The sequence below is a fragment of the Mesorhizobium kowhaii genome (assembly GCF_003253745.1).
In the GTDB taxonomy this organism is placed as follows: Bacteria; Pseudomonadota; Alphaproteobacteria; order Rhizobiales; family Rhizobiaceae; genus Mesorhizobium; species Mesorhizobium kowhaii.
This window is the reverse complement of the sequence record NZ_MZXV01000027.1, coordinates 261,042-283,301: the sequence shown is the minus strand read 5'-3', so window position 1 is coordinate 283,301 and position 22,260 is coordinate 261,042. Positions and strand designations below refer to the sequence as shown.

Here is a 22,260-nt window from a genome sequence, read left to right as displayed (position 1 = left end):
ACAAGAGACGTATGTATCCTGTACAAGACAGATACTAACATCAGGAATCGACAATGCAAGATGGCAGTGCCTTGGCAGTTTCAGCCGACGAGAAGACGTCAGGCTCCCGCGAAAAAGGCCTCAACCGGGTGCTCGAGATCCTCGAGTTTCTTCACACGACGCAGCGAGCGATCGGCATTGGCGATCTTGCCAAGGGGGTGAACGCACCCCGCTCGACGACCTACACGCTTGTGCGGTCGCTGGTCGATGCCGGCCTGCTTGAGACGGCAGGCGACGGCAACCGCGTCTATTTCGGCAAGAAGCTCTATCTCTACGGAATGGATTATGTGCGGGGCAACGACCTCTTGAGGCGCGGGCGCCAGGAGGTCGACAATCTGTCGCGCGAGACCGGCGAAACCTCGGAACTGTGTATGCTGCAAAGCGGCCGCTACACGATCGTCCATTCAAGCCCGGGCACCAGGCCGTTCCGCATCAGCTCCGCCACCGGCCTGCAGATACCGCTGCCCTGGACCGCTTCGGGGCGGCTGCTTCTGGCGGGCTTCGAACAGGCCCGGATCGAAGACATGGTATCCGAAGACGATCTCATCCTGCCCGACGGCCGCAGATTGCTTCTCAGCGACTTCATCGCCGACATCGAGAAGGCTGAAGCCACCGGCTATTGCGTCACCTCGGGCCTTGTCGATGCGTATACGAAATGCCTCGCCGCGCCGGTCTTATCAGGACCTGGCAAGGTCGAGGCGACGATGTGCCTGGTGGTTCCCATCGACACGTCCGAGGAGCGGACCAGCAGTCTCATCGGCCTGTTGCGCGACCGCGCCGCCAGGCTTTCGATCGCCGGATAGGCGCAAAGAAGCGATCAGGAGCGACCCGGCTCTGCCGTCTCACGCGATGATGTCGGGAATGATCTTGTCTTCCAGCGCCATCAGCCGGTCCTTGAGGAACAGCTTCTTCTTCTTCATGCGCTGGATCTGCAGCGGGTCGCAGTTCGTGGCGATCATCGCGTTGATCGCCGCATCGAAATCGGCGTGTTCCTGCTTTAGCCGGGAAAATTCGAGGCGAATATCGGCCTGTTCCTGATCGGACATTCTCTACCGTCTGCACGTCTGCGGCGCCCAAAAACTGGGCCTGATTGGGCGGGGCCGGGGTCTTTTATCACCGGCGCGCAGCCCATATCACATTTCACATTGTCGTGGAATGCTACCACGCAGCATTCGACATCGCGGCCGGATGGTGGCACAGTGTCATTGTGCCGTCACAGAAGCGAACCTGCGGTGGACGCGCCGTGACGGCTGCAATCGAGGAAACCATGAAAGGGAGAACCAATCATGTCTCTTGCATCCCATCTTGATGAGTTGCAGCGGAAACACGGCGACATCGAGCGTGAAATCGATGACGCGATGAACCATCCATCGGTCGACGACCTCGAAATCGTGAATCTCAAGCGACGCAAGCTGGCACTCAAGGACGAGATTGAAAAACTGAGAGCACAACCGACCACCCATTGATGCCCTCCTGATATAGACGATCACGATCCACGGCCTCTCTTGCCGGCGGCATTTGTCGCCGGTGTGGTGGATTGTGATTTCCAGTGCTGGGCGGTCGCCGAGGCTGGACTTCCGTTCAGCTCAATTTTTTGCTTCGGCCGTCGCCGGATCTTCGATTTTTTTGATCCCGGCGGCGGGCCAATTGCGGCCAGTGGCGACCTGTCGCCATTGACAAGCCATCTTTGCTCCTCCACCTCATGCCCGGACTTTAGCGCATCGGCCCGGGGCGTTCTTGTGCGTCCCGGTGGGCGCATGGCGCTCCAGAGACAAAAGGCTGCCGGGCATGACCGGATATTTTTCCTCCCCCTTCCCCCGCCGCACCTCGGTCGGCGTCGATGTCGGCGGCGTGGTCGTCGGCGGCGGTGCTCCGGTTGTCGTGCAGTCGATGACCAACACCGATACGGCCGATGTCGACCAGACGGTTGCGCAAGTTGCGGCGCTGCACCGCGCCGGCTCCGAGATCGTGCGCATCACCGTCGATCGCGACGAGAGTGCTGCCGCAGTGCCGTGCATCCACGAAAGGCTGGCGCGGCTCGGCATCAACGTGCCGCTGGTCGGCGACTTCCACTATATCGGCCATAAGCTGCTGGCCGACCATCCGGCCTGCGCCGAGGCGCTGGCCAAATACCGCATCAATCCGGGCAATGTCGGCTTCAAGGACAAGAAGGACCGGCAGTTCGCTGCGATCGTCGAGATGGCGATCAGATACGACAAGCCGGTGCGCATCGGCGTCAATTGGGGTTCGCTCGACCAGGAGCTTTTGACCCGGCTCATGGACGACAACCAGGCGCAGGGCTTTCCGCTGACCGCGCAGGAAGTGACGCGCGAGGCGATCGTGCAGTCGGCGATCCTGTCGGCCGAAATGGCGGAAGAAATCGGCCTTGGCCGCGAAAAAATCATCCTGTCGGCTAAGGTCAGCGGCGTTCAGGACCTGATCGCCGTCTATACCGAGCTCGCCACCCGCTCCAACCACGCGCTGCATCTTGGCCTGACCGAGGCCGGCATGGGTTCGAAAGGCATCGTGGCTTCGTCCGCCGCCATGGGCATCCTGCTCCAGCAAGGCATCGGCGACACCATCCGCATCTCGCTGACGCCGGAGCCGAACGGCGACCGCACGCGCGAGGTGCAGGTGTCGCAGGAACTGCTGCAGACCATGGGATTCAGGCAGTTCGTGCCGATCGTCGCCGCTTGCCCCGGCTGCGGCCGCACCACCTCCACCGTGTTCCAGGAACTCGCCCAGAACATCCAGGCTGATCTCAGGAAGAACATGCCGGTGTGGCGCGAAAAATATCCCGGCGTCGAGAACCTCAAGGTCGCGGTGATGGGCTGCATCGTCAACGGCCCGGGTGAGTCCAAGCATGCCGATATCGGCATTTCGTTACCCGGCACCGGCGAGACGCCGACGGCGCCTGTCTTCGTCGACGGCAAGAAGGCGGCGACGCTGCGCGGGCCGTCGATCGCGGCGGATTTCGAGAAAATGGTCGCCGACTATATCGAGCAACGGTTCGGTCGCGGCAAAGCAGCGGCGGAGTAGACGCGATGCAGCGTTTCCTCAGGGCGACGCTGGTTCTGCTTTGCGCCCTGGTCTGTTCGACAGCTGTCCAGGCCGATCCACCGCAATCCGCCAAGCAGAGGCTCATCGAGAAGGTCTGCAACCTGATCCAGGCCCATGCCGACCAGAACGGCCTGCCCAGGGATTTCTTCGCCCGGCTGATCTGGAAGGAAAGCCGTTTCGATCCCAACGCCGTCAGTCCGGTCGGCGCCGAAGGCATCGCCCAGTTCATGCCGGGCACCGCCAAGATGCGTGGCCTTGCCAACTCCTTCGACGTCAACCAGGCGATCCCGGCCTCGGCGAAATATCTCGCCGAGATGAAAACCAGCTACGGCAATCTCGGCCTGGCGGCGGCCGCCTACAATTCGGGTGAAAGCCGGGTGTCGCGCTGGCTCGGTTCCGGCGGTTTCCTGCCGATGGAGACCGAGAGCTATGTTTTCGACATCATGGGCGAGCCGGTCGACAAGTTTTCCGACCGGGCCTATGCCGGCAAGGTCGAACCGCTCGATCAGAAGGCGGATTTTGCCGTCGCTTGCCGCAGGCTGCCGGTGATCATGTCGCAGACCGTGGCGATGGCCTCGATCAACATAAAACCGTGGGGCATCCAGGTGGCCGGCAACTTCCGCCGCAGTGCCGCGATCGGCCAGTGGCTGCGGGTGAGGAGCCGGTTCCCGGCCCTGCTCAGCGGGCATGATCCGGTGGTCAGCCGGGTGCGCACGCCAATCGGCCGGCGCGGCATATACGCGGTCAGGATCGGCATCGACGACCGCGCCGCCGCCAATGTCATCTGCCAGAAATTGCAAAGCGTCGGCGGAGCGTGCGTGGTGGTGCGCAACCGGTAGAACAGTCGCATTGAACGAACTCGGCAGCGTGCCTTGTTCGGCTGAATGCGCCGTCGCATTCAGCAAAGATTTCGGTTATAGGCGACCGCCATGACCGACAGACCCTACAGCGATCCCAACCTCGTCCAGTTCTACGACATTGAGAACCAGGGCCGTGCTGATTTTGACTACTGCGTAAGCCTTGCCAGACATGGCGGTTCGGTCCTCGATCTCGGCTGTGGCACCGGGCAGCTGGCTGCCGAACTGGCCGACCGGCAAAGTGTCACCGGCGTTGATCCGGCATCGGCGATGCTCGACGTCGCGCGGCGCAGGACCGGCGGGCACAAGGTGGAGTGGGTCGAGGCCGACGCTCGAACCGTTCGCCTCGGACGACGCTTCGATCTGGTGCTGCTGACCGGGCACGCGTTCCAGGTTTTCCTGACCAAACCGGATCAAGAAGCGGTGTTGCGCACCATCGCTGAACATCTCGCTCCCGGTGGGCGCTTCATCTTCGACACGCGAAATCCTGCTGTGGAGGAGTGGCTGGAGTGGACGCCGGAGCGCTCCGAACGGATGGTGGCGCATCCCAGTCTCGGCACAGTCAAGGCCTGGAATGATGTCGAACACGACGCCGCCACCGGCATCGTCACCTATTCAACCCACTATGAGATTCCAGGCGGCGGACCGATTCTGGGCGCCTTGTCGAAAATCGCGTTTCCGGCAAAGGAATATCTCGCGGGGATGCTGGACGAGGCCGGCCTGCAGGTCGAGCAATGGCTAGGCGATTGGCAAGGCGAGCCTTATGTCGCAACCTCTGCGGAAATCATCCCGATCGGCCGGCGGCGCTGATCCGGCAGCCGTGCTTCACGCCGTCTTCGCCACCACCGTCTCGCTGAGCCAGGTGCCGATCTTGGTGCCGAGACGATCAGGCGAAACCGGCTTGGGCAGATAATCGTCCATGCCGGCCTCGATGCATTTGTCGCGATCGCCCTTCAGCGCATGCGCGGTGACGCCGATGATCGGGATGTGAGTGCCCGACGAGGTCTCCATGGCGCGGATGGCGCGGGTCGCTTCGTAGCCGTTCATCTCCGGCATCGAGACGTCCATCAGGATCAGCTTGGGGCGCAGCGCCCGGTACATCTCGACCGCCGTGCGGCCGTTGCCGGCAATGCGATAGCTCAGCCCCAGCCCGTTGAGGATCTGGCCGAACACCAGCTGGTTCACGTCATTGTCCTCGGCAATGAGGATGTCGATGGGACCGTTCGGCGTGGCCGTCGATTCCGGTGCCATGGCGATCGGCATCGCCGGGCCGCGAATGACGGTGAATGCGGGTGGTGCTGCCGGGGGAGCCGGCACGATCGGTTCGCGAACGAACTGCGCCTTGCCGACCTGCGAACGGGCCTTCTGGACAACCGAGATCACGGTGCCAAGCAGGATGGCGGAACGCGCCGGCTTGGTCAGGTGCGCGGCAATGCCGAAGTCGATGATCATCTTGCCGAAATCGACCTGGTCGACCGAGGTCAGCAGCACCACCGGAATGGAAGCCAGCCGGCTGTCGGAAGCTATGGCCCTGGCGACGTCGGCGCCGTTCATGCCCGGCATCTGGTAGTCGAGGATGATGCAGTCGACGGCGGCTCCCAGCTGGCAGGCGCGATCGAGGAAGGCCAGGCCCACGGCGCCGCTTTCGGCAGCGGCACAGTCGAAGCTCCAGCTTCTCAGCTGCTCGAGCAGGATTTCGCGGTTGACCGGATTGTCGTCGATGACCAGCACGCGCGCGCCGGTGACGTCGACCGGGACGATTTCGTCGCGCGCCGCGGCATGGTGCGCGGGCAGCGGCACCGCGAACCAGAACACCGAGCCGCGGCCGATCTCGCTCTCGACGCCGATCTTGCCTGCCATCAGGTCGACGAGGCGCGCGGCAATGGCGAGGCCAAGGCCAGTGCCCTCGTGGCGGCGGGTCGATGAACCATCGACCTGGGCGAATTTTTCGAACACGTTCTGCAGTTTCTCGGCCGGTATGCCGATGCCGGTGTCCTCGACGCGAACCTTGAGCTGGACCACGTCGTTGACGATCTCGCCGCCGACATCGATCAGCACATGACCCTTTTCGGTGAACTTCACCGCATTGCCGAGCAGGTTGGTGACGATCTGCCGGAACCGCCCGGCGTCGCCGACGACATGGGCCGGCAGGCGCGGGTCGACGCGCACGATCAGTTCGAGGTTCTTTTCGGCGACGCGCGCCGATACCAGCGTCGCCACATCCTCGACCGCCTCGGAAAGACGGAAGGGAGCCGGGTCGAGGGTGAGCTGGCCGGCGTTGATCTTCGAGAAATCGAGGATGTCGTTGATGATGGTGAGCAGCGCGTTGCCGGATTTGACGATGACGTCGGTGAAGGTTTTCTGGCGCGCCGTCAGGTCGGTCTTGGCCAGCAGCTCGGCCATGCCGAGCACACCGTTCATCGGCGTGCGGATCTCGTGGCTCATATTGGCCAGGAATTCCGATTTGGCGCGGTCGGCGGCCTCGGCCTTGAACAGGGATTCGGCGGATTCGGCAAAGGCGCGGCGGATGGCCACTTCCATCGGACGGAAGATCCAGAAGGCGACGATGGCAAGGGCGGCGAACAGGATGCCGCTCGCCCACAGCAGCAGCCTGTCGCTGGAGACATCGGCCAGATGGCGCTCATCGTCCATGGCGGTGCGGACGCGGACCAGCATGGGCTGGGCAAACAGGTCGTTCTGGTTGCGGATTTCGCGATAGCTCCATTCATCGACCTTCTGCGCCATCGACATCAGGTTGAAGTTGCGCACCATGTCGCGCGGCGACCAGAACAGGTCGCCGTTGACGGAAGCGGTTTCGAGCTCGTTGATGGTCTTCACCGAAAGGCGCGGCCTGATCGCGGCAAGCTGCGCGGTCAGCGTTTCGATCTCGCCGGTCAGGCGCTCCGAATGGCCGCGCGCCGATGTGGTCAGCGCATCGCGAGTCTCCGTCCGCCAGGCGGTGCCGGTCGTCTCGGCAAAGCTGGTCGCGTTGCGCAGGTCGCGGGTGAAGACGACGAGGTTGCTGCTCAGCGCATCGATGTCATGGCGAAAGGAATTGACCCGATCGAGCGCAATCACGATGGCGGCGGAAGCCAGCGCAAAGATCAGCAACCCTGAAATATAGCGAATCCGGACTGACCGGATGAAGGACGAATATTCCGGCATGCGCAACCCCAACACATACGCATCATTTTAATGACCGGGATTACGCTTCATTTACATTAAAATTTCGTTCGGGTGTGGAGGCGAACTAAGCGATGGGTGACGGGTTTCGATCCGAAGTCGACCTTCGCAGACTGAATCCTGAGTGACTGCTTTGCGCCTCCGGTCATTCCGGCCGACTTGACCGCCTACCAAAAGCGGACATTGCTGGTGCCGACGCTGCGGTCGCGGTTGCGCCAGATGCGGTCGTCGATGCTCAGAAATCGGCTTCCTCGAAGTATTTGGCCCTCAGCCATGTGTTCGACGGTCCGCTCCTGTAGCGGCTGTCGACGCGCTTCGAGATGATGCTCTCGAGCCCCACCTTCTCGATGGCGCGAAAGATCGCTAGCGCACTGCTCTCGAAATGCTCGCTGTACTGGATCTTGCCGAGGTCGTGCCCAACCAGTTGCCACAGCGCCTGCTTGCGCTGCAACAGGGGCAAGGAGGCTAGATTGCGACCGTCGAGATGGAGGATGTCGAACGCGACGAACACCAGCCGGCTCGGTTCGTTCCAGATCGCAGCTTCCAGCGCAGGGCAATCGGGATCGCCCTGCTCGCCTGGCACGATGACCTCGCCGTCGATAATGGCAGCTCGGCATGGCAGCTCGGCAGCCAGCGCGATGGGCCAGTATTTCGTGGTCCAGTCACGGCCGTTGTTGCTGTAAAGACGTACGCCGCCTTTATCGATGATGATCTGCGTTCGGTAGCCGTCAAGATTGACCTCGTGAACCCATCCCTCATCTTCGGGCGGCTCCTCGACCCGAGTCGGGATCTGCGGCGGAATGAACTCCAGCCGGCCACCGTTCACCTTGGCACGCTTCCTCAATGACGCCACCTTTGATCGCGCAGCAGCGGCTGATCGGCACAGGCAGCCCGACATCCCCCCAACCTGGATGCCTGCCGCCTGTGCCGAGCCCCCGCCGAGCCATTGCAAGCATCTGCGCACGGGGTCGGATTGTCGTTAGCTTCGCATCCAAATACTTATCCTGGCGTACATATCTCGCTCGTTGCGGCGCTCTTGCACCACGCAGTCCTTTGGCTGATTTCGAGCGACCTGGTTAGTCCATCAAAAGCACCAGAGCGGGATGCAGCTTCTTCAGATTCGGCAATGATTTCGATTGCCAGGGTATGTCGGGCGTTCCACGCACGACGAGTCGAACATCGGGATGCTTGCGCACCTCGATGGTAAATTTCGCCAGCAGGTTGATACCGGAAGAGTTGAGAAAGTGAAGGTCCTTCAAGTTGAGCGTAATGGAGGAGGGATTTGAGGCAAGAACACTGGCCGCCAAAGCCGTGATAGGCGCACCGGCTTCGGAACTGGCGAGCCGCATGGCACCGTCGAAAAAAATTTCGCTTCCTTCAATCCACACGCGGTAGTCGTCTGTCTTGATTTCCATGGCCTGGCTTCGTTTCATCTAGTTGTGAGTTTGCGAGATCGGAATGGAGGCATATGTCTCCAGGCAAATCCGATCGCTTTCGTCGGCGGAGCTGAATATCCAAGCCAGGCGTGCGCCATAGTCGCTCATCAACGTCAGCAATCCGAGTCCGGAGCCTGCCATGTCGGGGTTCGCGGCATTCGCTTCAATTCGCTGTATCAGCAGGTCTCTGGGGTCGCCAACCGTGATGTCCGCCAGGAGGTTTTGGAACTCGGACGCGTCTTCACCATCGACGTCGTTCGACACCTTGAGCTTGAAGCACTCCGAATCCATCGACGCTTCGATCACGATCTCACCCGGTGCGCGAAACTTGACGGCATTTTCGATGAGCTCGTTGACCAGATATCCGATGCTATGGCGCACTTCCCTGTAGTCATTGCGGGACGACTGAAAGCGCAACGCGAAAAGATCGGCGATGAAGTCCGAGGTCGTGGCACAATGACGCCAACTCAAGTCGAGAGGTCCGTCGAACAGCCGCACGCGACTGACACTCTCCTTCATCCCGATTGCAACGTCAGGGGTACCGAACAGCGTGGTCATGCCTATGTGTGCCTTATGATCACGAGGGTGATGTCGTCGTGGATCTTCTGTATTCCGATATGGGCCATCAGATCCTCGATGATCCCGGTTTTGATTTCCTCGGCGCTCCTGCCATGACGTTTTCGTGCGCTCTGGCAAAGGCGCTCGAACCCGAACAGTCTTTTGTCCTGGTCTTCCGCCTCGGTCACACCGTCGGTGTGCAGCACGATCACGTCGCCGCTCCCGAACTTGATGTCATGCGTGTCAATGAACTGCGAGATGTCACTCTCCAGACCAACCGGCAGACCCAGATCAAGCGTGTCGATGCGTTCGACTTCCCCGTCCGCACGGACGACGAGAACGTCCTCATGCTGGCCGGATAGCGTTACCCGCCCATCCTCAAAGTCAAGGAAGGCCAGCGTAAGATGCTTATCGGTGTTCGTCCGCTCGATGTTCTTGTAGATCGCTCTGTTCAGCCGATCCAGAAACTGGTGCGGATCCGCTTCGTTGGTCTCCTGCAGCGCGCGTGCAACGGATTGGACCATCAGCATCAGCACGCCGCTCTCGAGACCATGACCGGTCACGTCGCCGATGCCGATCTTTACCCGTGATCCGTTCTGCAGGACGTCGTAGTAGTCCCCGCCGACCTCGTCTGCCGGCCGCATATACGCTGCGATCTCCAGCCCCGGAATCGCTTCGAGTTCGAATGGTTTCGGCAGGACCATCATCTGGATCTGCCTGGCAACTGCGAGTTCGGCACCGAGGCGGACGTTCTCGTCCCGCAACTTTTCGTTGAGTGCGGAAATCTCCTGATTTGCGTCCCCGAGCTCCCTGGTTCGTTCGTCGACGAGTTGCTCGAGGTTTTCCGTGTGAAAGCTGATCTCCTCAGCCATCCGGTTGAAGGCAATCCCTGCCGCTCCAACCTCGTCGCGCGTTGGAATGTTCACGCGGACTGAATAATCTTTGGACTGGAGCTTCTGGGCGGCGCTGGCAAGCGCCCTGAGGCCCGCGGTGATCCGTTTCGAAATCCCGAGCACGGCCGCAAAGACAATCAGAAGCGAAACGACGATCGCGCCGACCTGGAAGAGCAGGATACGATTGGTTGCGCGGGAAATACTCTTCTGCGCGGCGAACAGGGACGCATAGATCTCCCCTTCGGGAACGACGATCCCGACCGACATCGTTTCGGACTTGATCGGTCCCGAACTCCACAGATTGGTCGGTTTCAACCTCTTGAGAACAACAATGTAGGGAACGCGTTCGCCCTTGTTGTCGAGCATGATATGCTGGATGACACCGTCATTGTTCTGGTCGAGAGGCAGCGACGCGATAGCCGGCTGCGTACTTCCCCGCAGGGACCTCTCCAGGCCGGTGACGCCCTGCGTGCCGGCATCGCTCGATGAAGTCAGGCCGATGATCGCCTGGCCCGACGGATTGATCGCCACCACGTTGCCGGTCGACATCGTGAGGAAACCGAACCCGGTTTCAGCGATCTTCACCCTTTCAACGACTTCCGCGAGCTGATCGAGCGTGATGTCCGCCCCCGCCGTGCCGGCGATACTGGTGCGATCGCGCGTCCACAGCGGGTGGAAAAAGCTGACGATCAGCTTTCCCGTGATCGCATCGGTGTAAGGCGCTGTCTGGGTTATGTCGTCAGGGACCGGACGTGAGGCTGGATCCTTGGCCCATTGCTGCCATGAACCATAGATTCCCGGAAAGAAGAACTCCCAGAACTCCGCCTTGTTGTGGCCTGGATAGAGCCGGTCGAAGGTCTGTGCCTGGTCCGTATATGGTACCGTCCTGAAGATCGGCCGTTCTTTTGGACCAATATAGTACATCTGCAGTTTGGACGCCCCGCTGGCCATGAGAGTCGGTGCGACGAGATCGATCACGGTACTGTCTTCTATTTCCTTCTGAACGCCGGGCAGCGGACTGTGGTCGGCGCCCAGCAGGTAGCCCCAGACGCTTACCACGGAAGGCGAGCCCGGCAGATTCTGCGCCCAATCGCCCTTAGTGTCGTAGACGACCTTCACGGAGCCGGGCGCCTGATGCGAAAGCGTCGCTCCGACCTGTTGCTGCCTACTCGGATCGTCGATCTGGGCCTGCAGCACGCCGGCCAGCGCCTTGACGTCCCCATGAACCCGATCGAGCAGCAGGTCGACACTCAACGCCGTCGAATCGGCATAGGAACGAATGTATTCCTGGTTTGCGGTCGTCAGGCCCTCACCGACTTCCGATGTGGCGTCGCGCGACAGCTTTTGAACGTTCCAAAGCGCCAGGCCGCCACTCAGCAGGAGGTCGAACAGTACGGCGCCGCCAACGACCAATACGAATTTCGCTCGAAAGGAGCGCAGGCCGAAGCGTGGTGTAGGCTCATTGTCGGCTTTCATTGCGGCCGTCGCCCCGATGCGACCCAGATCGGCCAACCCGCATAACCCTTGGGGTGGAGTGCAGCGAAAATGTGGTCCTGGAAGCCCTGCCGGAACCGTGCGACGAACTCCGGTCCGTCGCCGCGTCTGGTCGCCATCTCGCCCGCATAGACATTCGCCCAGGCCACAATGACATCGGCGAAGTCCTGCGGATCGCCGTCCAGGTTAGTGACCATGAAGGACTCGACACGTATATCTTCGAACCCGGCTTCGACCAGGTATCGCCGACTCTTGGGCCCAAGCTCGACATCCATCTCGAAATGCCCGAACAGCTTCGCCACCTCGTTGTAGGTCCAACGAATGCTTTCGGAGCGCGGCTCCCCGAGGCAATGCGAATTCTTCTCGTTGGTAATGTAGACCCGTCCGCCCGGCTTGCATATGCGATAGAGTTCCTTGAGGATGAGTTCAGGCCGATTGAAGATTTGCAGTGAATGCCGGCAGGTGACCAAATCGAACTGCGCTTCGTCGAGCAGCATCTCCGACGCATCGCCATAGGTATATTCGATGCCCCGGATATCGAACTCCCGCATCACTTGTCGAGCATAGCTGAGGCTTGACATGGAGTGGTCGAGGGCGACGATCCGCGATGGCTGGAACTCCTTCTGCACGAGCACGGCGAAATCTCCGATCCCGCAACAGATGTCGGCCATGACGATCCCGGGCCTCATGCCGTGTCGCGGCAAGATTGCGCGCTCGTGGCGCCAGGTCATCTTTGTCTGTGTGCGGAGGATCGGAACGAACCCGCCTTCCTCGAGGAAGCCCTGCCCCGGATAGAATTCACTGTCATACTCCTCGACCGTGATGTTCGGTTCGATTCCGCTCAAGCGACCGAATTTTCGCGAGGTCCATCCGACGACGCTTGACGTGATGACGACGAATTTGAGATCGGGTCGAGCGCGACAGGCATCAATGATGGTCCTCGAAAAGGCGTAAAACGCAGCGTTGTTCATCTGCGTCAGGCGTCTGACATTGATGTAGAGAACGCCGCACACGCGGCCGATCGCATCGCGAAGCAATGCCATGCTGGGCCCGAGCTCATCGACCGCCTGAGGCCGGACCACCCCCCATATGGAGAACTCCTGGTTGTTCGCGTCGTATTGCGCCTTGAAGCGCGGGAGAAGGTCATAAGGGCTCAATTTCGCAGGCCCTCAAGCGGAAGATCGACGACAAGCTTGATTGCATCGCCATCGGCTTCCTCGACCCTGAGTGTCGCGTTGTAGTCGACAGCCAGTTCCAGGAGTACGACCTCCCGGCTGGGCGCGAGATCCCCGGACACCGAGTTAAGGTATCGCTCCCCGGCCTCGAATCCTGCGACTTGCGACACGGCCTCTTGGTAGAATCGGCGCTCCCCTGGCACGCAAGGGAATGTCAGCTCGATCCTATCCGTGGCGCCATGGCGAGACACCCTGCATGCCAATTCGCCGTCGGCATGGCGGGTACGAAAGACGACTTCCAGCAGTTCGTTAAAGGCAGAGGAAAAGAGATTTGAATGCCGGACCGAGTCTGATCTATTTTGACTGATCATGCGGGCCATGTATGTCGAGACATAATCGCAGTGTCTCCAAGCGGAGACGAAAGCTTTGATTTCCATGTCGATCTGGATCATGGGCTCAAAAGTCGGCTCGCCAGCTAGGTCATGTTGAACAGGTCCCATCGGCATCCTCCCATGTTCCATCAGTATTGAGCCCTGGTGGGGCAATGACCTCCGAGGCTGAAAATTTCACCGCGCCCGTAACGAGTCACTCTCGCACTGACTCGAAGGATTGCGCGGTATCTGTCTCGATCGTTTCTACAAATCTCCACTTCACCGTTAACAAAGGGTGCAAGGCGCTAGACCGCCCGATTTGATTCCTCCATCGCTCGTACCACCCTCAGCGGGGACCGCCTGATGAAATCGTTGGTTGCTTCGGCTCCGAGCGGCCGTCCCAGGAAATTACCTTGCAAGCAATCGCAGTTTTCCTTGATCAGCCATCGTGCCTGTGCCGACGTCTCGACCCCCTCGGCAGTGACACTTATTCCCAGGCCGTGCGCCAGATTTATGATCGATCGCACGATCGTTTGGCTTTTGAGATCGGTCTCCAGGTCCGCAATGAAGTACTGATCTATCTTCAACGTGTCGAAGGGAAAATTCTTAAGGTAACTCAACGACGAATAGTACGTTCCAAAATCATCGAGCGATATTCGTATTCCCAATACGTTCAGAGTGTTTAATGTATCGATATTGTCGATCGTCTTCTCAAGAAGAACCGTCTCGGTTATCTCGAGTTCAAGCCGGTCGGGTCGGATTCCAACTTCGTCGATGACCTGAGCAACCGTGTCTGTCAGCGAACCGCCAAGGAACTGAGCCGGCGACAGGTTCACCGCGACTGTCAGCGAGGAAGGCCAGGTCAATGCCTGGCGACAGGCTTCCTCGAGCACCCATCGTCCAATGTCGTCCATCAAACCGTCGGCTTCGGCGATCGGGATGAACACGCTGGGAGGAATGACCCCGACGTCGGGGTGCCGCCACCGCAGCAGCGCTTCGAAACCGATCACCGACGAGGGGGGCCGAATGAGCGGCTGATATTCCAGATAAAGCTCGCCCCGCTCCAGCGCGGTTCGAAGGCTGCGCCTCAGATTCTCGCGTTGCTCGAGCAAGAGCAGCATCGAACGGTTGAATGTTCGAGCGCAGCCGCGCCCATCTGTCTTGGCTGCGTAAAGAGCAATGTCAGCGGCTTTCATCAGCTGCTCGCCATCGGTCCCGTGCTCCGGCCCGAAAGCAATTCCGATACTCGAGCCGACGAAGACGGGAATACCGTTGATGACGAAGGGGGCCTTGAACGCGTCGACCAGCGATCCGGCGAGGCGCTCAGCCTCTGCTGGCTGCTCCCTTCCCAATTGGATGACAGCGAACTCATCGCCGGCATACCGGTACGCGGATTCGCCATCCTGCAGCGCGTCGCGGATACGACCCGCCGCGAGCTGAAGGAGCGTATCGCCTGCTCCATGGCCGAGCGTGTCGTTGACCGCTTTGAAATCATCGAGGTCGATCTGCAGCAGGGCGATTTTCGACTTTGGTTCGCCGAGGGCCGCCAGTGCTTGCTGCAGCTGCTCGCCGAATCGCCGCCGATTCTGCAGTCCGGTCAACACGTCGTGCGTCGCCTGATGGAGCAGAATTACATGCTCTTGCTCCTCCGCGACGCTCCGCCCACCACGCCCCCTTGATTCGATGATTCCCACACCATTTGCAGTCGCGAAAACGAAAGCGGACCGCGGCGCTTCGCCCGATGATCGCGGCAAATCGATGCTTGCCGGCGAGCCGCCGTGGAACACACGATGAAATTCGTCGCGATACCTCGCATCGAGGAAGCTCGGATAGATCTCCCAAATGGCGGCACCCGGCGCCACCACGCCTCCGTACACGCCTTTGAGCTTGGTTGCGTAGTGCGTCAGACAGAAGTCGCGGTCATAGAACGACAAAAGTTCGGTCGTGTTCGCCAAAAGGTCAGCGAGAAGCGTTTCGCCGGGACGTGGAACATCGCTTGAGGAGGGCCCCTCACTCTCCGTGCCGACGCCTGATGCGTCTGGATGCAATAGCCACCTCCATAGGCGGTGCGAATCCGCGTCCCCAGTGTAAAAATAGCATAACTGTCAAGCTTGGCAAACTTTCAACTCCCGGTCTTAACAAGTTCCGCATGCGGCGTAGTTGCAATGTATGCTCTGCTGTGATTGGCGGCGATAACGATGAGCAATCCCAGTTGGTTAATAAACCGGAAATTGGCGGGAATTGGCCATATGATTGATGGCGCGGGTGGACGCGACACGAAATATTCTGGTCCACGGAGCGGCGTCGCCTTCCCCGCCCCTGTTTTAAGCCCGCCCATCTCAACCATCGCCGATCCTGCACTCAGCTTCCGAGCGCTTTGAGCCAACCTTCAAAGGACGAGGCCTTCTCGTGTTCAGCAAGCGAAACAGAGTGGGCGGGGCGCGGCAACACCACAGTACTGCGGCCTTCGCGGGGGCTGTAACCGAATTCCTTGCTGAATGCTCGACTGAAATTGGCCGCTGAACTAAACCCGAAGGTCTCGGCAATATCAACAATTCGCCGGCTGTCCGCCGGATCGCTGAGTGCAACATGAGCTGCCAGAAGTCGGCGACTTTGTATGTAATGGAGAACACCACCGCTCGGTTCGAACAATTGATACAGACGAGAGCGCGATACGCCGAGCGCCCGGCACATTGAATCCGGTGTCAGATGAGCCGCATCCAGATTGGTTTGGACGTATCGACGCGCGCGCTCCATCAGCGCGACACTCGCCAATTGTTCGGCAGCCGCGGCATGTTCCGCCGGAGGCGCGAGGCAGGCAATGATCATGCTGCGTGTTGCGTGTATGATGCGGGGCAGATCTTCGGCCGTGAGACTGCGCAGTCTTGCTTCGATGCTGTTGACGTAGTCGACGAAGAGGTTGGCAAAGTTGCCGGACAGAATTGAATTGTTCTTTGCGTCGAGGGTCGACGCCGCATCAGAGAACAAATCACGCGGCAGATAGAGAAAGAGACTTTCCGAGTCCGTTACCCTCCCGCGAAACGGATAGCCAAGCGATCTGATCTCCAATTTGCCCGACTGGTTTTCCGCAACGCGGCGATCCACCTCCGTCCACGACCGGCCAGTACGTGGCAAGACGATATACCAGTGATCGATCGAACTGGATCGGAGCTTCGCGGCGGAACGCATGTAGCTATGTGCCGGCGCGCGCTGTTGAACGATCAGCATGCCACCGAGATTCCAAGCCGTGTGGTCGGCGGGAAAGCCATTGTCCGGCGATTTGTCTTCCGGCAACCTGACCTCGACAAGCGGCGCCATATGCGCTTGCCAAGCAGCGAATTGACCCTCTGGCGCCAGTTCGAGCGTTGAAAAGGGCAGAGGTTCGAGCACCGGCGCGAGCGATGGAGCGGCCTCATTGTGGGGTTGACCTTCGCGCGGCCAACGACGCCGATCAAGGTCCCGCTGCTGCCTCGCAAGGGCCTGGTCTTGCCTCTTAGTGTCCATCGCGTGGTGCCATATCCGATTCGGGTATGCCCATGCCCCTCACAATCATGTGGTGTATTTCAGGCATCTGGCAAGACTGGCGGAACCCGAGTCGACAAAAACGGCGATCACGCTGGATTACAGCAAGAAATGCATTCCGAGATAAGTTTCTGGATGCGAAGCTAACGACACTCTTCAACCTGACGCGTAAGAATCTGGCATCGTGAGATAGTAGTTGAGGAGACCATCGAAATGAACACAAAGCTCAACAGCGAAGCTCGTCGCAAGATAATTCTTGATGGATACGGTAACAACGAGCCGTTGAAAATTATTGCAGAAAAGATCGGATGCTCGCTGGCGAGTTTGAAAGTCACCGCCAGTAAACTCGGCTGCACTCGAACCGCGAAAGAAGCGGCGGAATTTCGGCGCGGATTTCACGTCCCGGAACACAAACGGCAAGATTACTACCAGCTTATGATTGCTGGGCAGTATAAAGCTCGTGAATGCGCGCTGATTTTGGGACTATTAACAGAGGAATCATCAGGCAACAGGTAAACTGATTCAATACACTGTGGACGATATTATCATTTAAGCATTCCATCGCGTCAGCGGTTCATTAGTAAAAGCCCGCCTCCAAGCACGGGGGCGGGCCCTGAAAGGTTCGCACAGATGCTGCGTCGGCGTTTCAATCGCACCTGCCTGAGCCCCCTCGATCTGGCTATTTGCGAGCGCGTGTTCAATCAGGTCTGCGAGGATGAGAATCTCGACCCTTTGGACCTGGACGCAGAAATCTTGGCGGTGATGGTTGTGGCCATTTTTCGAAATGCTCACACCTGCGAGCGCGAACTGCTGGAGGCGGTCAGGTCTCGTCGGCAAAAGGCTGCGGGAACCGGACATTCGTAGATGTCGCCCAAAAAGTGCGCAGCGGTTTTGGTACAACGAGATGGATAACAGCAGTAACCTAAGGCGCGTCGCATGAATCCGTTCAGTCGCGAGGCGCTTTAGCCAGGGCACCGGACTGAAAACCGGCGCGGGCACGAGTTCTCGGTGGTTTCAATCCCACTCCCTCCACTGGTTGAGATTTGCTTCGGAAGATCGTTTTTGGTGCAAGCGGACCTGTTAGCCGTGATGTCGGCTGTCGTGTTTGGGTCAGTTGGAGACTTCAATCCCACCTGCTTGAATGTCTGCCATCGCTTTCTGGATGCTAGAAGCTGCCATTCCGCTTCCGGTCCACATAGGGACGTTCAAAGCCTTGATGCTAAGCGTCCGCTCCCGGCACAAAGCAGGCAAATTTGGCAATCTGATCGGAGCAAAGATCAGATCGGCCGCAACCTCAGCTGTTACGCGCCGCCACGAATGTCGCTGCTTCCTTCAGCCGCATGGCACGCTCGCCATAAGGCGCGAGCAATTCATGCGCCTGGTCGACTAGCCCTTGCAGCTGGCTGCGCGCCCAGTTCGCGCCATGCAGCGCCACCAGCGTCGCCTTGCCGGCGGCGGCGTCCTTGCCGGTGGCCTTGCCCATCTGAGTGGCATCGGCGGTCAAATCGAGCAAATCGTCGGCGAGTTGGAAGGCGAGGCCGATCGCCGAGCCGAATTCGGCCAGCCGCTCACGGTCCTCGGCAGGGGCACCGGCGATCAGCGCGCCCGCCTCGCAAGCGAAGCGGATCAGCGCGCCGGTCTTCATCGCCTGCAGCCGGATGATGCCGGCTTCGTCCGGCTGCGCTTGTTCGGCCTCGAGGTCGAGCTTCTGGCCGCCGACCATGCCGCCGGCCCCGGCGGCGCGGGCCAGCGCCAGCACCAAGGCTGCCCGCCGCTCCGCCGGCAGCACGGTTGCCTCGCCGGCGATGATGTCGAAGGCCAGCGTCAGCAAGGCGTCGCCGGCCAGGATGGCGGTTGCCTCGTCGAAGGCCTTGTGCACGGTGGGCTGGCCGCGACGCAGATCATCGTTGTCCATGGCGGGCAGATCATCGTGGATCAGCGAATAGCAATGCACGCATTCAAGGGCGGCGGCGACGCGCAGTGCCGCGTCGCCATCGGCGGAAAAAAGGGCTGCACTTTCCATGACCAGGAAGGGACGCAGGCGCTTGCCGCCGTTCAGCACGCCGTGGCGCATCGCCGCCATCAGGCGGTCGGGCCGCGCGATCTCGCCCGAAAGCGTGCGGTCGTCGAGAAGCCGCCGCAGCAGCACCTCGACGGCGGCAGCGCGCGCAATAAGCGCCATTTCGAACGCCATTTCGTCCTCATTCGTCATGGCCGGGAGCGGTAGCCGACACTCAGACGTTGCGCAAGAAGCCAAGCGCCATTATGCCGGAGCAGGGAGAAGCACGGGTTGGGCGGCTTGGCGGAACCGATCGTCGATCATGAAATCGAAAAGCTGGACATGGCGACGAGATCGCGGGGCGTGAACCGCCGCAGTCTCAAGCGCTGGGTCCGGCGCGGCATCGTCGTGGCCGCGGTGCTGGCGCTCATACCAACGGTGCTGACGTTCCTCTATCTGCCGTCCTTCGTGCATCCGGTCTCGACACTGATGCTGAAGGACCTGGCGACGTTCTCCGGCTACGACCGCCGCTGGGTGTCGATCGACGACGTGGCGCCGGTGCTGGCCAATTCGGTCATCATGTCGGAGGATGGGCAGTTCTGCTTTCACCGGGGTGTCGATCTCGGCGAGCTGAGGGGCGTCGTCGACGACGCGCTGGCCGGCGAAGCGACGCGCGGCGCCTCGACCATCACCATGCAGACGGTCAAGAACCTGTTTCTCTGGTCGCGGCCGCTGGGCTCGGTGCGCAAGGTGGTCGAACTGCCGCTGGCCGTCTATTTCGACGCGGTGATGTCGAAACGGCGCATCATGGAAATCTATCTCAACATCGCAGAGTGGGGGCCGGGCATCTATGGCATCGAGGCCGCGGCACAGCACCATTTCGGCGTTTCAGCAAAGCAATTGTCGCGACGGCAGGCAGCCCTGCTCGCCGTCTCCCTGCCAAATCCGATTGCCCGCAATCCGGCGAAGCCCGGCCCGGGCCTGAGACGGCTCGCCAATCTGATCGAGCGCCGCGCTGGCCGCTCCGGCGCCTATGTCGGCTGTCTGCAGTAGCCAGCTCAAAAAAATTCGCGGCAGTGCTGGCCAAAACGGCGCAGGGCGTGTATAGGCACCCGACTTTCTCAGATTCCGGCCCCGACACGGCCCTTTTACGAGGGCGGGCGAGGCTTTTTGACCATGTAATGGAGCATATCCATGGCCGTTCCGAAACGAAAAACCTCTCCGTCCAAGCGCGGCATGCGCCGCTCGGCCGACGCCCTCAAGGCCCCGACCTATGTCGAGGACAAGAATTCCGGCGAAATGCGCCGTCCGCATCACATCGACCTGAAGACCGGCATGTATCGCGGCCGTCAGGTGTTGACGCCCAAGGAAAGCTGAGACCAGCTTTTTCGACGTTTTGAGCTATCGAAAGACCGGCCAGTGGCCGGTCTTTTTGCGTTTGGCGGGCCCCAGGACCGGGCAGCCCCTGGCCCGCGTTGGCGCGCTGAGCCCTCGATCTCTTTGTTTGACGCAATTCCGGACGGAAAATCGTTTCACTTTCCTGGAATCTGCTCCATGTCGGCCGGGCGACCGGCTGACATGGTTGTTGCATCCGGTCTTCGACCGTGTTCGTGGCCTTTCACGAAAAATCTTGACGGCGTGCCTGTGGCGCATTCTACAGAAGATTGCCCCCATATGGAGACGCCAGATGTTCGGTGCCGTCCCGCTTTTGATCGTGCCTTTCGTGCTCTACAATCTCGGCCTGCTCGGAATATTCGGCGGCGGCGACGATCCGTGGGCGAGCGAAATCTTCTCCTTCAGGATGATGTCGGGCGGGGTGTTCTCGATGACGCTCGGCGATCTGATGGTGCTGATTGGGCTGATTTTCCTTTTCGCCGAAATGGTGAAGTCGACGCGCACGACCAGTGCCTCGATCATGGATCATCTTTTGTCGACACTGGTCTTCGTTGCGTTCCTGGTCGAATTCCTGCTGGTGAAGGGCGCGGCACATTCCATCTTCTTCACGCTGATGGTCATCACGCTGTTCGACGTGCTGGCCGGGTTCGCAGTGTCGATGCGGTCGGCGAGCAGAGACATCAACTTAAATTAGAGCCGGCGCCTCAACCAGGATCGGCGGTGAAGCCGGCGGCCTCGATGCCGGCGATGGCAGCCGCTTCGTCATTGTCTGACGTATCGCCGGAAATGCCGACGGCGCCGATGATGGCGCCGGCCTTGTCACGGATCAGCACACCGCCGACGACCGGCAGCACGCGTCCGCCAGACACGTCCGAGATGCCGGCAACGAGGTGCGGGCGCTCCTTGGCGAAGGCCTCGACGCGGCGCGAGCCCATACCGATGGCGAGCGCGCCATAGGCCTTGCCGGCCGACATTTGCGGACGCAGGAACGAGGCGCCGTCCTGGCGCTGGAAGGCGACCAGATGTCCGCCGGCGTCGAGCACCGAGACGCCGAGCGGCTTGAGCTTGAGATCGGCGCCCCTGGCAAAGGCGGCATCGATGATCTCAACGGCTTTTTCGAGCGACAGTGCGGTCATGGCAGTCTCCTGGTTGAAACGCGTCGATCATCGACCGTCGACGGGCACGGCAAAATCCCGGTTTCGGTTGAAATAGCTTCGCATGAAGAGGCGGAATGGAAAGCGGCGTTCACCGACACCATCCGGACATGGTACTACCGCTGTGGCTCCATCTCTTTGTTTTGACGCAATTCCGGACGGAAACCGTTTCACACTTTTCCTGGAATTGCTCCAGACGTGCCGGCTGGCAGCGCTATTTCTTCTTGGCGCGGGCCGGCTTCTTGGCGGGTGCCGCCGGCGCGTTGGCAAGGTCTTCCGCTTCCTTGGCGAGACGGAGCGCCCGCAACTTGTTGGTCTTGGCCTGGCGGGCGTCGCTCTCGGCGACGTATTCGGCCATCGCCTTCTGGCGGACGGTTGCCGCCTCTTCCTGCTTCTTGAAACGCAGGTCAGCGCGCGCGCGGGCAGCATCCCGAGAGTTCTCAACCAAGACCTTATCCAATCCCGTGAATCGTGATTTTCCGCCTCTTCTAGCAGAGCCGGGTCCCAAACGGGAAAATAAGTTGGTCAAGCGGCCGGGCTGGCGGCGAGGGCCTTGCTGGCGACCACGGCCTCGTAGGCGGCCTGCAAGGTCGCCCGAACGGTAGCGTCCGCCGGTGTATCGAGCGGCATGCCGAGATGATCGTGGCGCAACTCGTCCATGAACTTGTCCCACAGCGGCGGTCCGCCTTTCTCCAGAAGCTCGGCGCGGATCGACAGTTCTTCGCTGACCGGCAGCCAGACACGGCCCCAGGCGCCGAGATGGGCCAGGATCGGCACCAGGGTGATCGCCATCTCGGTCAGGCTGTAGATCGCCTTCTGCTTGTGGCTGGGATCGTCGGCCTTGGTCAGCATGCCCAGCTCCATCAGCCGCTTCAGCCGGTCGGCAAGGATGTTGGAGGCAATGCCTTCCATCGATCCGTTGAGCAGCTCGCGGAAGTGGCGCCTGCCGCCGAAAATCATGTCGCGAAGGATGATCAGGCTCCAGCGGTCGCCGAACACTTCCAGCGACAGGTTGATCGGGCATCCGGACCGGTGATCCATGCTCATGAGATTTCTCCAAAAAACCGGTTGCATTATCGTATCAGTTTTATTATCGTGCAACCGATTGCAAAATGCAATCAGTA

At 60.4% G+C, this 22,260-nt stretch carries 24 protein-coding genes; 10 read left to right on the top strand and 14 right to left on the bottom strand.

Features of this window, described 5'->3' with window-relative positions; genetic code table 11:
- The first annotated feature begins 53 nt into the window (after nucleotides 1-53).
- Entirely contained in the window at nucleotides 54-842 is a 789-nt protein-coding gene (locus tag B5V02_RS12415; RefSeq protein WP_111544461.1) for an IclR family transcriptional regulator, read from the top strand.
- Between the two features lie 39 nt (nucleotides 843-881).
- Here the strand turns inward: B5V02_RS12415 and B5V02_RS12410 are convergent, their stop codons facing one another.
- On the bottom strand, nucleotides 882-1,085 hold the full coding sequence (locus B5V02_RS12410) for a YdcH family protein (RefSeq protein WP_095089397.1): 204 nt from the start codon (nucleotides 1,083-1,085) through the stop codon (nucleotides 882-884).
- A gap of 240 nt (nucleotides 1,086-1,325) precedes the next feature.
- On the opposite strand from B5V02_RS12410, the gene B5V02_RS12405 reads away from it, so the two are divergent.
- From B5V02_RS12405 to B5V02_RS12390, 4 genes are all read left to right on the top strand, one after another.
- Nucleotides 1,326-1,505, top strand: coding sequence for a YdcH family protein (locus tag B5V02_RS12405; protein WP_027023510.1), 180 nt, complete (start codon nucleotides 1,326-1,328; stop codon nucleotides 1,503-1,505).
- A gap of 322 nt (nucleotides 1,506-1,827) precedes the next feature.
- Nucleotides 1,828-3,078, top strand: a complete 1,251-nt coding sequence (ispG, locus tag B5V02_RS12400; RefSeq protein ID WP_111544546.1) for a flavodoxin-dependent (E)-4-hydroxy-3-methylbut-2-enyl-diphosphate synthase — start codon at nucleotides 1,828-1,830, stop codon at nucleotides 3,076-3,078.
- 5 nt (nucleotides 3,079-3,083) lie between these two features.
- The gene (locus tag B5V02_RS12395) at nucleotides 3,084-3,938 is read left to right on the top strand and encodes a lytic transglycosylase domain-containing protein (protein ID WP_111544460.1); all 855 of its coding nucleotides are present in this window, start codon (nucleotides 3,084-3,086) and stop codon (nucleotides 3,936-3,938) included.
- A 90-nt stretch (nucleotides 3,939-4,028) separates the two neighbouring features.
- Nucleotides 4,029-4,766: a class I SAM-dependent methyltransferase gene (locus B5V02_RS12390; protein WP_111544459.1), complete on the top strand. Its 738-nt coding sequence runs from the start codon at nucleotides 4,029-4,031 to the stop codon at nucleotides 4,764-4,766.
- Nucleotides 4,767-4,781: 15 nt separating this feature from the next.
- On the opposite strand, the gene B5V02_RS12385 is transcribed toward B5V02_RS12390, so the two are convergent.
- From B5V02_RS12385 to B5V02_RS12345, 9 genes are all read right to left on the bottom strand, one after another.
- Nucleotides 4,782-7,121: a response regulator gene (locus B5V02_RS12385; RefSeq protein ID WP_111544458.1), complete on the bottom strand. Its 2,340-nt coding sequence runs from the start codon at nucleotides 7,119-7,121 to the stop codon at nucleotides 4,782-4,784.
- Between the two features lie 253 nt (nucleotides 7,122-7,374).
- Nucleotides 7,375-7,983 carry an ATP-dependent DNA ligase gene (locus B5V02_RS12380; RefSeq protein WP_483466541.1) on the bottom strand — a complete coding sequence of 203 codons (609 nt, stop codon included), beginning with the start codon at nucleotides 7,981-7,983 and terminating at the stop codon, nucleotides 7,375-7,377.
- Between the two features lie 232 nt (nucleotides 7,984-8,215).
- Nucleotides 8,216-8,554, bottom strand: coding sequence for a slr1659 superfamily regulator (locus B5V02_RS12375; protein WP_111544545.1), 339 nt, complete (start codon nucleotides 8,552-8,554; stop codon nucleotides 8,216-8,218).
- An 18-nt stretch (nucleotides 8,555-8,572) separates the two neighbouring features.
- Entirely contained in the window at nucleotides 8,573-9,133 is a 561-nt protein-coding gene (locus B5V02_RS12370; protein WP_167458470.1) for a slr1658 superfamily regulator, read from the bottom strand.
- Nucleotides 9,134-9,135: 2 nt separating this feature from the next.
- The gene (locus tag B5V02_RS12365) at nucleotides 9,136-11,502 is read right to left on the bottom strand and encodes a SpoIIE family protein phosphatase (RefSeq protein ID WP_111544543.1); all 2,367 of its coding nucleotides are present in this window, start codon (nucleotides 11,500-11,502) and stop codon (nucleotides 9,136-9,138) included.
- A complete protein-coding gene (locus B5V02_RS12360; RefSeq protein ID WP_111544456.1) occupies nucleotides 11,499-12,677 on the bottom strand; it encodes a class I SAM-dependent methyltransferase in 1,179 nt (392 codons plus the stop codon). The genes B5V02_RS12365 and B5V02_RS12360 overlap by 4 nt, the downstream gene beginning before the upstream one ends.
- Entirely contained in the window at nucleotides 12,674-13,147 is a 474-nt protein-coding gene (locus B5V02_RS12355) for a ubiquinone biosynthesis methyltransferase UbiE (RefSeq protein WP_245445882.1), read from the bottom strand. Before B5V02_RS12355 ends, B5V02_RS12360 begins: the two co-directional genes overlap by 4 nt.
- Before the next feature lie 224 nt (nucleotides 13,148-13,371).
- Nucleotides 13,372-15,021: a putative bifunctional diguanylate cyclase/phosphodiesterase gene (locus B5V02_RS12350; protein ID WP_111544455.1), complete on the bottom strand. Its 1,650-nt coding sequence runs from the start codon at nucleotides 15,019-15,021 to the stop codon at nucleotides 13,372-13,374.
- A gap of 406 nt (nucleotides 15,022-15,427) precedes the next feature.
- A complete protein-coding gene (locus tag B5V02_RS12345) occupies nucleotides 15,428-16,570 on the bottom strand; it encodes a helix-turn-helix domain-containing protein (protein ID WP_111544454.1) in 1,143 nt (380 codons plus the stop codon).
- 231 nt (nucleotides 16,571-16,801) lie between these two features.
- Here B5V02_RS12345 and B5V02_RS40075 point away from each other — a divergent pair, with 231 nt between their 5' ends.
- The gene (locus tag B5V02_RS40075) at nucleotides 16,802-17,104 is read left to right on the top strand and encodes a hypothetical protein (RefSeq protein ID WP_146606057.1); all 303 of its coding nucleotides are present in this window, start codon (nucleotides 16,802-16,804) and stop codon (nucleotides 17,102-17,104) included.
- 114 nt (nucleotides 17,105-17,218) lie between these two features.
- The gene (locus tag B5V02_RS40070) at nucleotides 17,219-17,452 is read left to right on the top strand and encodes a hypothetical protein (RefSeq protein ID WP_146606056.1); all 234 of its coding nucleotides are present in this window, start codon (nucleotides 17,219-17,221) and stop codon (nucleotides 17,450-17,452) included.
- 430 nt (nucleotides 17,453-17,882) lie between these two features.
- Here B5V02_RS40070 and B5V02_RS12335 read toward each other — a convergent pair whose 3' ends face one another.
- Nucleotides 17,883-18,800, bottom strand: a complete 918-nt coding sequence (locus B5V02_RS12335; protein ID WP_111544452.1) for a polyprenyl synthetase family protein — start codon at nucleotides 18,798-18,800, stop codon at nucleotides 17,883-17,885.
- Nucleotides 18,801-18,878: 78 nt separating this feature from the next.
- On the opposite strand from B5V02_RS12335, the gene B5V02_RS12330 reads away from it, so the two are divergent.
- The 3 genes from B5V02_RS12330 (at nucleotide 18,879) to B5V02_RS12320 (ending at nucleotide 20,676) form a co-directional block, all read left to right on the top strand.
- Nucleotides 18,879-19,640, top strand: a complete 762-nt coding sequence (locus B5V02_RS12330; RefSeq protein ID WP_111544451.1) for a biosynthetic peptidoglycan transglycosylase — start codon at nucleotides 18,879-18,881, stop codon at nucleotides 19,638-19,640.
- Between the two features lie 141 nt (nucleotides 19,641-19,781).
- A complete protein-coding gene (gene rpmF / locus B5V02_RS12325) occupies nucleotides 19,782-19,964 on the top strand; it encodes a 50S ribosomal protein L32 (RefSeq protein ID WP_008834724.1) in 183 nt (60 codons plus the stop codon).
- A gap of 310 nt (nucleotides 19,965-20,274) precedes the next feature.
- On the top strand, nucleotides 20,275-20,676 hold the full coding sequence (locus B5V02_RS12320) for a hypothetical protein (RefSeq protein WP_111544450.1): 402 nt from the start codon (nucleotides 20,275-20,277) through the stop codon (nucleotides 20,674-20,676).
- A 10-nt stretch (nucleotides 20,677-20,686) separates the two neighbouring features.
- Here the strand turns inward: B5V02_RS12320 and B5V02_RS12315 are convergent, their stop codons facing one another.
- The 3 genes from B5V02_RS12315 to B5V02_RS12305 all read right to left on the bottom strand — a co-directional run bounded on the left by B5V02_RS12315 (nucleotide 20,687) and on the right by B5V02_RS12305 (nucleotide 22,183).
- The gene (locus B5V02_RS12315; protein ID WP_111544449.1) at nucleotides 20,687-21,118 is read right to left on the bottom strand and encodes a GlcG/HbpS family heme-binding protein; all 432 of its coding nucleotides are present in this window, start codon (nucleotides 21,116-21,118) and stop codon (nucleotides 20,687-20,689) included.
- 232 nt (nucleotides 21,119-21,350) lie between these two features.
- A complete protein-coding gene (locus B5V02_RS12310) occupies nucleotides 21,351-21,584 on the bottom strand; it encodes a hypothetical protein (RefSeq protein WP_023810948.1) in 234 nt (77 codons plus the stop codon).
- A 77-nt stretch (nucleotides 21,585-21,661) separates the two neighbouring features.
- The gene (locus B5V02_RS12305; RefSeq protein WP_111544448.1) at nucleotides 21,662-22,183 is read right to left on the bottom strand and encodes a winged helix-turn-helix transcriptional regulator; all 522 of its coding nucleotides are present in this window, start codon (nucleotides 22,181-22,183) and stop codon (nucleotides 21,662-21,664) included.
- Nucleotides 22,184-22,260: the final 77 nt, after the last annotated feature.

Coding starts and splice junctions, on each gene's coding strand:
- B5V02_RS40075 (WP_146606057.1), top strand. CDS start 16,802: ATGAACACAAAGCTCAACAGCGAAGCTCGTCGCAAGATAATTCTTGAT.
- B5V02_RS12385 (WP_111544458.1), bottom strand. CDS start 7,121: ATGCCGGAATATTCGTCCTTCATCCGGTCAGTCCGGATTCGCTATATT.
- B5V02_RS12320 (WP_111544450.1), top strand. CDS start 20,275: ATGTTCGGTGCCGTCCCGCTTTTGATCGTGCCTTTCGTGCTCTACAAT.
- B5V02_RS12375 (WP_111544545.1), bottom strand. CDS start 8,554: ATGGAAATCAAGACAGACGACTACCGCGTGTGGATTGAAGGAAGCGAA.
- B5V02_RS12305 (WP_111544448.1), bottom strand. CDS start 22,183: ATGAGCATGGATCACCGGTCCGGATGCCCGATCAACCTGTCGCTGGAA.
- B5V02_RS12335 (WP_111544452.1), bottom strand. CDS start 18,800: ATGACGAATGAGGACGAAATGGCGTTCGAAATGGCGCTTATTGCGCGC.
- B5V02_RS40070 (WP_146606056.1), top strand. CDS start 17,219: ATGCTGCGTCGGCGTTTCAATCGCACCTGCCTGAGCCCCCTCGATCTG.
- B5V02_RS12365 (WP_111544543.1), bottom strand. CDS start 11,502: ATGAAAGCCGACAATGAGCCTACACCACGCTTCGGCCTGCGCTCCTTT.
- B5V02_RS12405 (WP_027023510.1), top strand. CDS start 1,326: ATGTCTCTTGCATCCCATCTTGATGAGTTGCAGCGGAAACACGGCGAC.
- B5V02_RS12355 (WP_245445882.1), bottom strand. CDS start 13,147: ATGATCCAGATCGACATGGAAATCAAAGCTTTCGTCTCCGCTTGGAGA.
- B5V02_RS12390 (WP_111544459.1), top strand. CDS start 4,029: ATGACCGACAGACCCTACAGCGATCCCAACCTCGTCCAGTTCTACGAC.
- B5V02_RS12370 (WP_167458470.1), bottom strand. CDS start 9,133: ATGACCACGCTGTTCGGTACCCCTGACGTTGCAATCGGGATGAAGGAG.
- ispG (WP_111544546.1), top strand. CDS start 1,828: ATGACCGGATATTTTTCCTCCCCCTTCCCCCGCCGCACCTCGGTCGGC.
- B5V02_RS12415 (WP_111544461.1), top strand. CDS start 54: ATGCAAGATGGCAGTGCCTTGGCAGTTTCAGCCGACGAGAAGACGTCA.
- B5V02_RS12410 (WP_095089397.1), bottom strand. CDS start 1,085: ATGTCCGATCAGGAACAGGCCGATATTCGCCTCGAATTTTCCCGGCTA.
- rpmF (WP_008834724.1), top strand. CDS start 19,782: ATGGCCGTTCCGAAACGAAAAACCTCTCCGTCCAAGCGCGGCATGCGC.
- B5V02_RS12345 (WP_111544454.1), bottom strand. CDS start 16,570: ATGGACACTAAGAGGCAAGACCAGGCCCTTGCGAGGCAGCAGCGGGAC.
- B5V02_RS12395 (WP_111544460.1), top strand. CDS start 3,084: ATGCAGCGTTTCCTCAGGGCGACGCTGGTTCTGCTTTGCGCCCTGGTC.
- B5V02_RS12315 (WP_111544449.1), bottom strand. CDS start 21,118: ATGACCGCACTGTCGCTCGAAAAAGCCGTTGAGATCATCGATGCCGCC.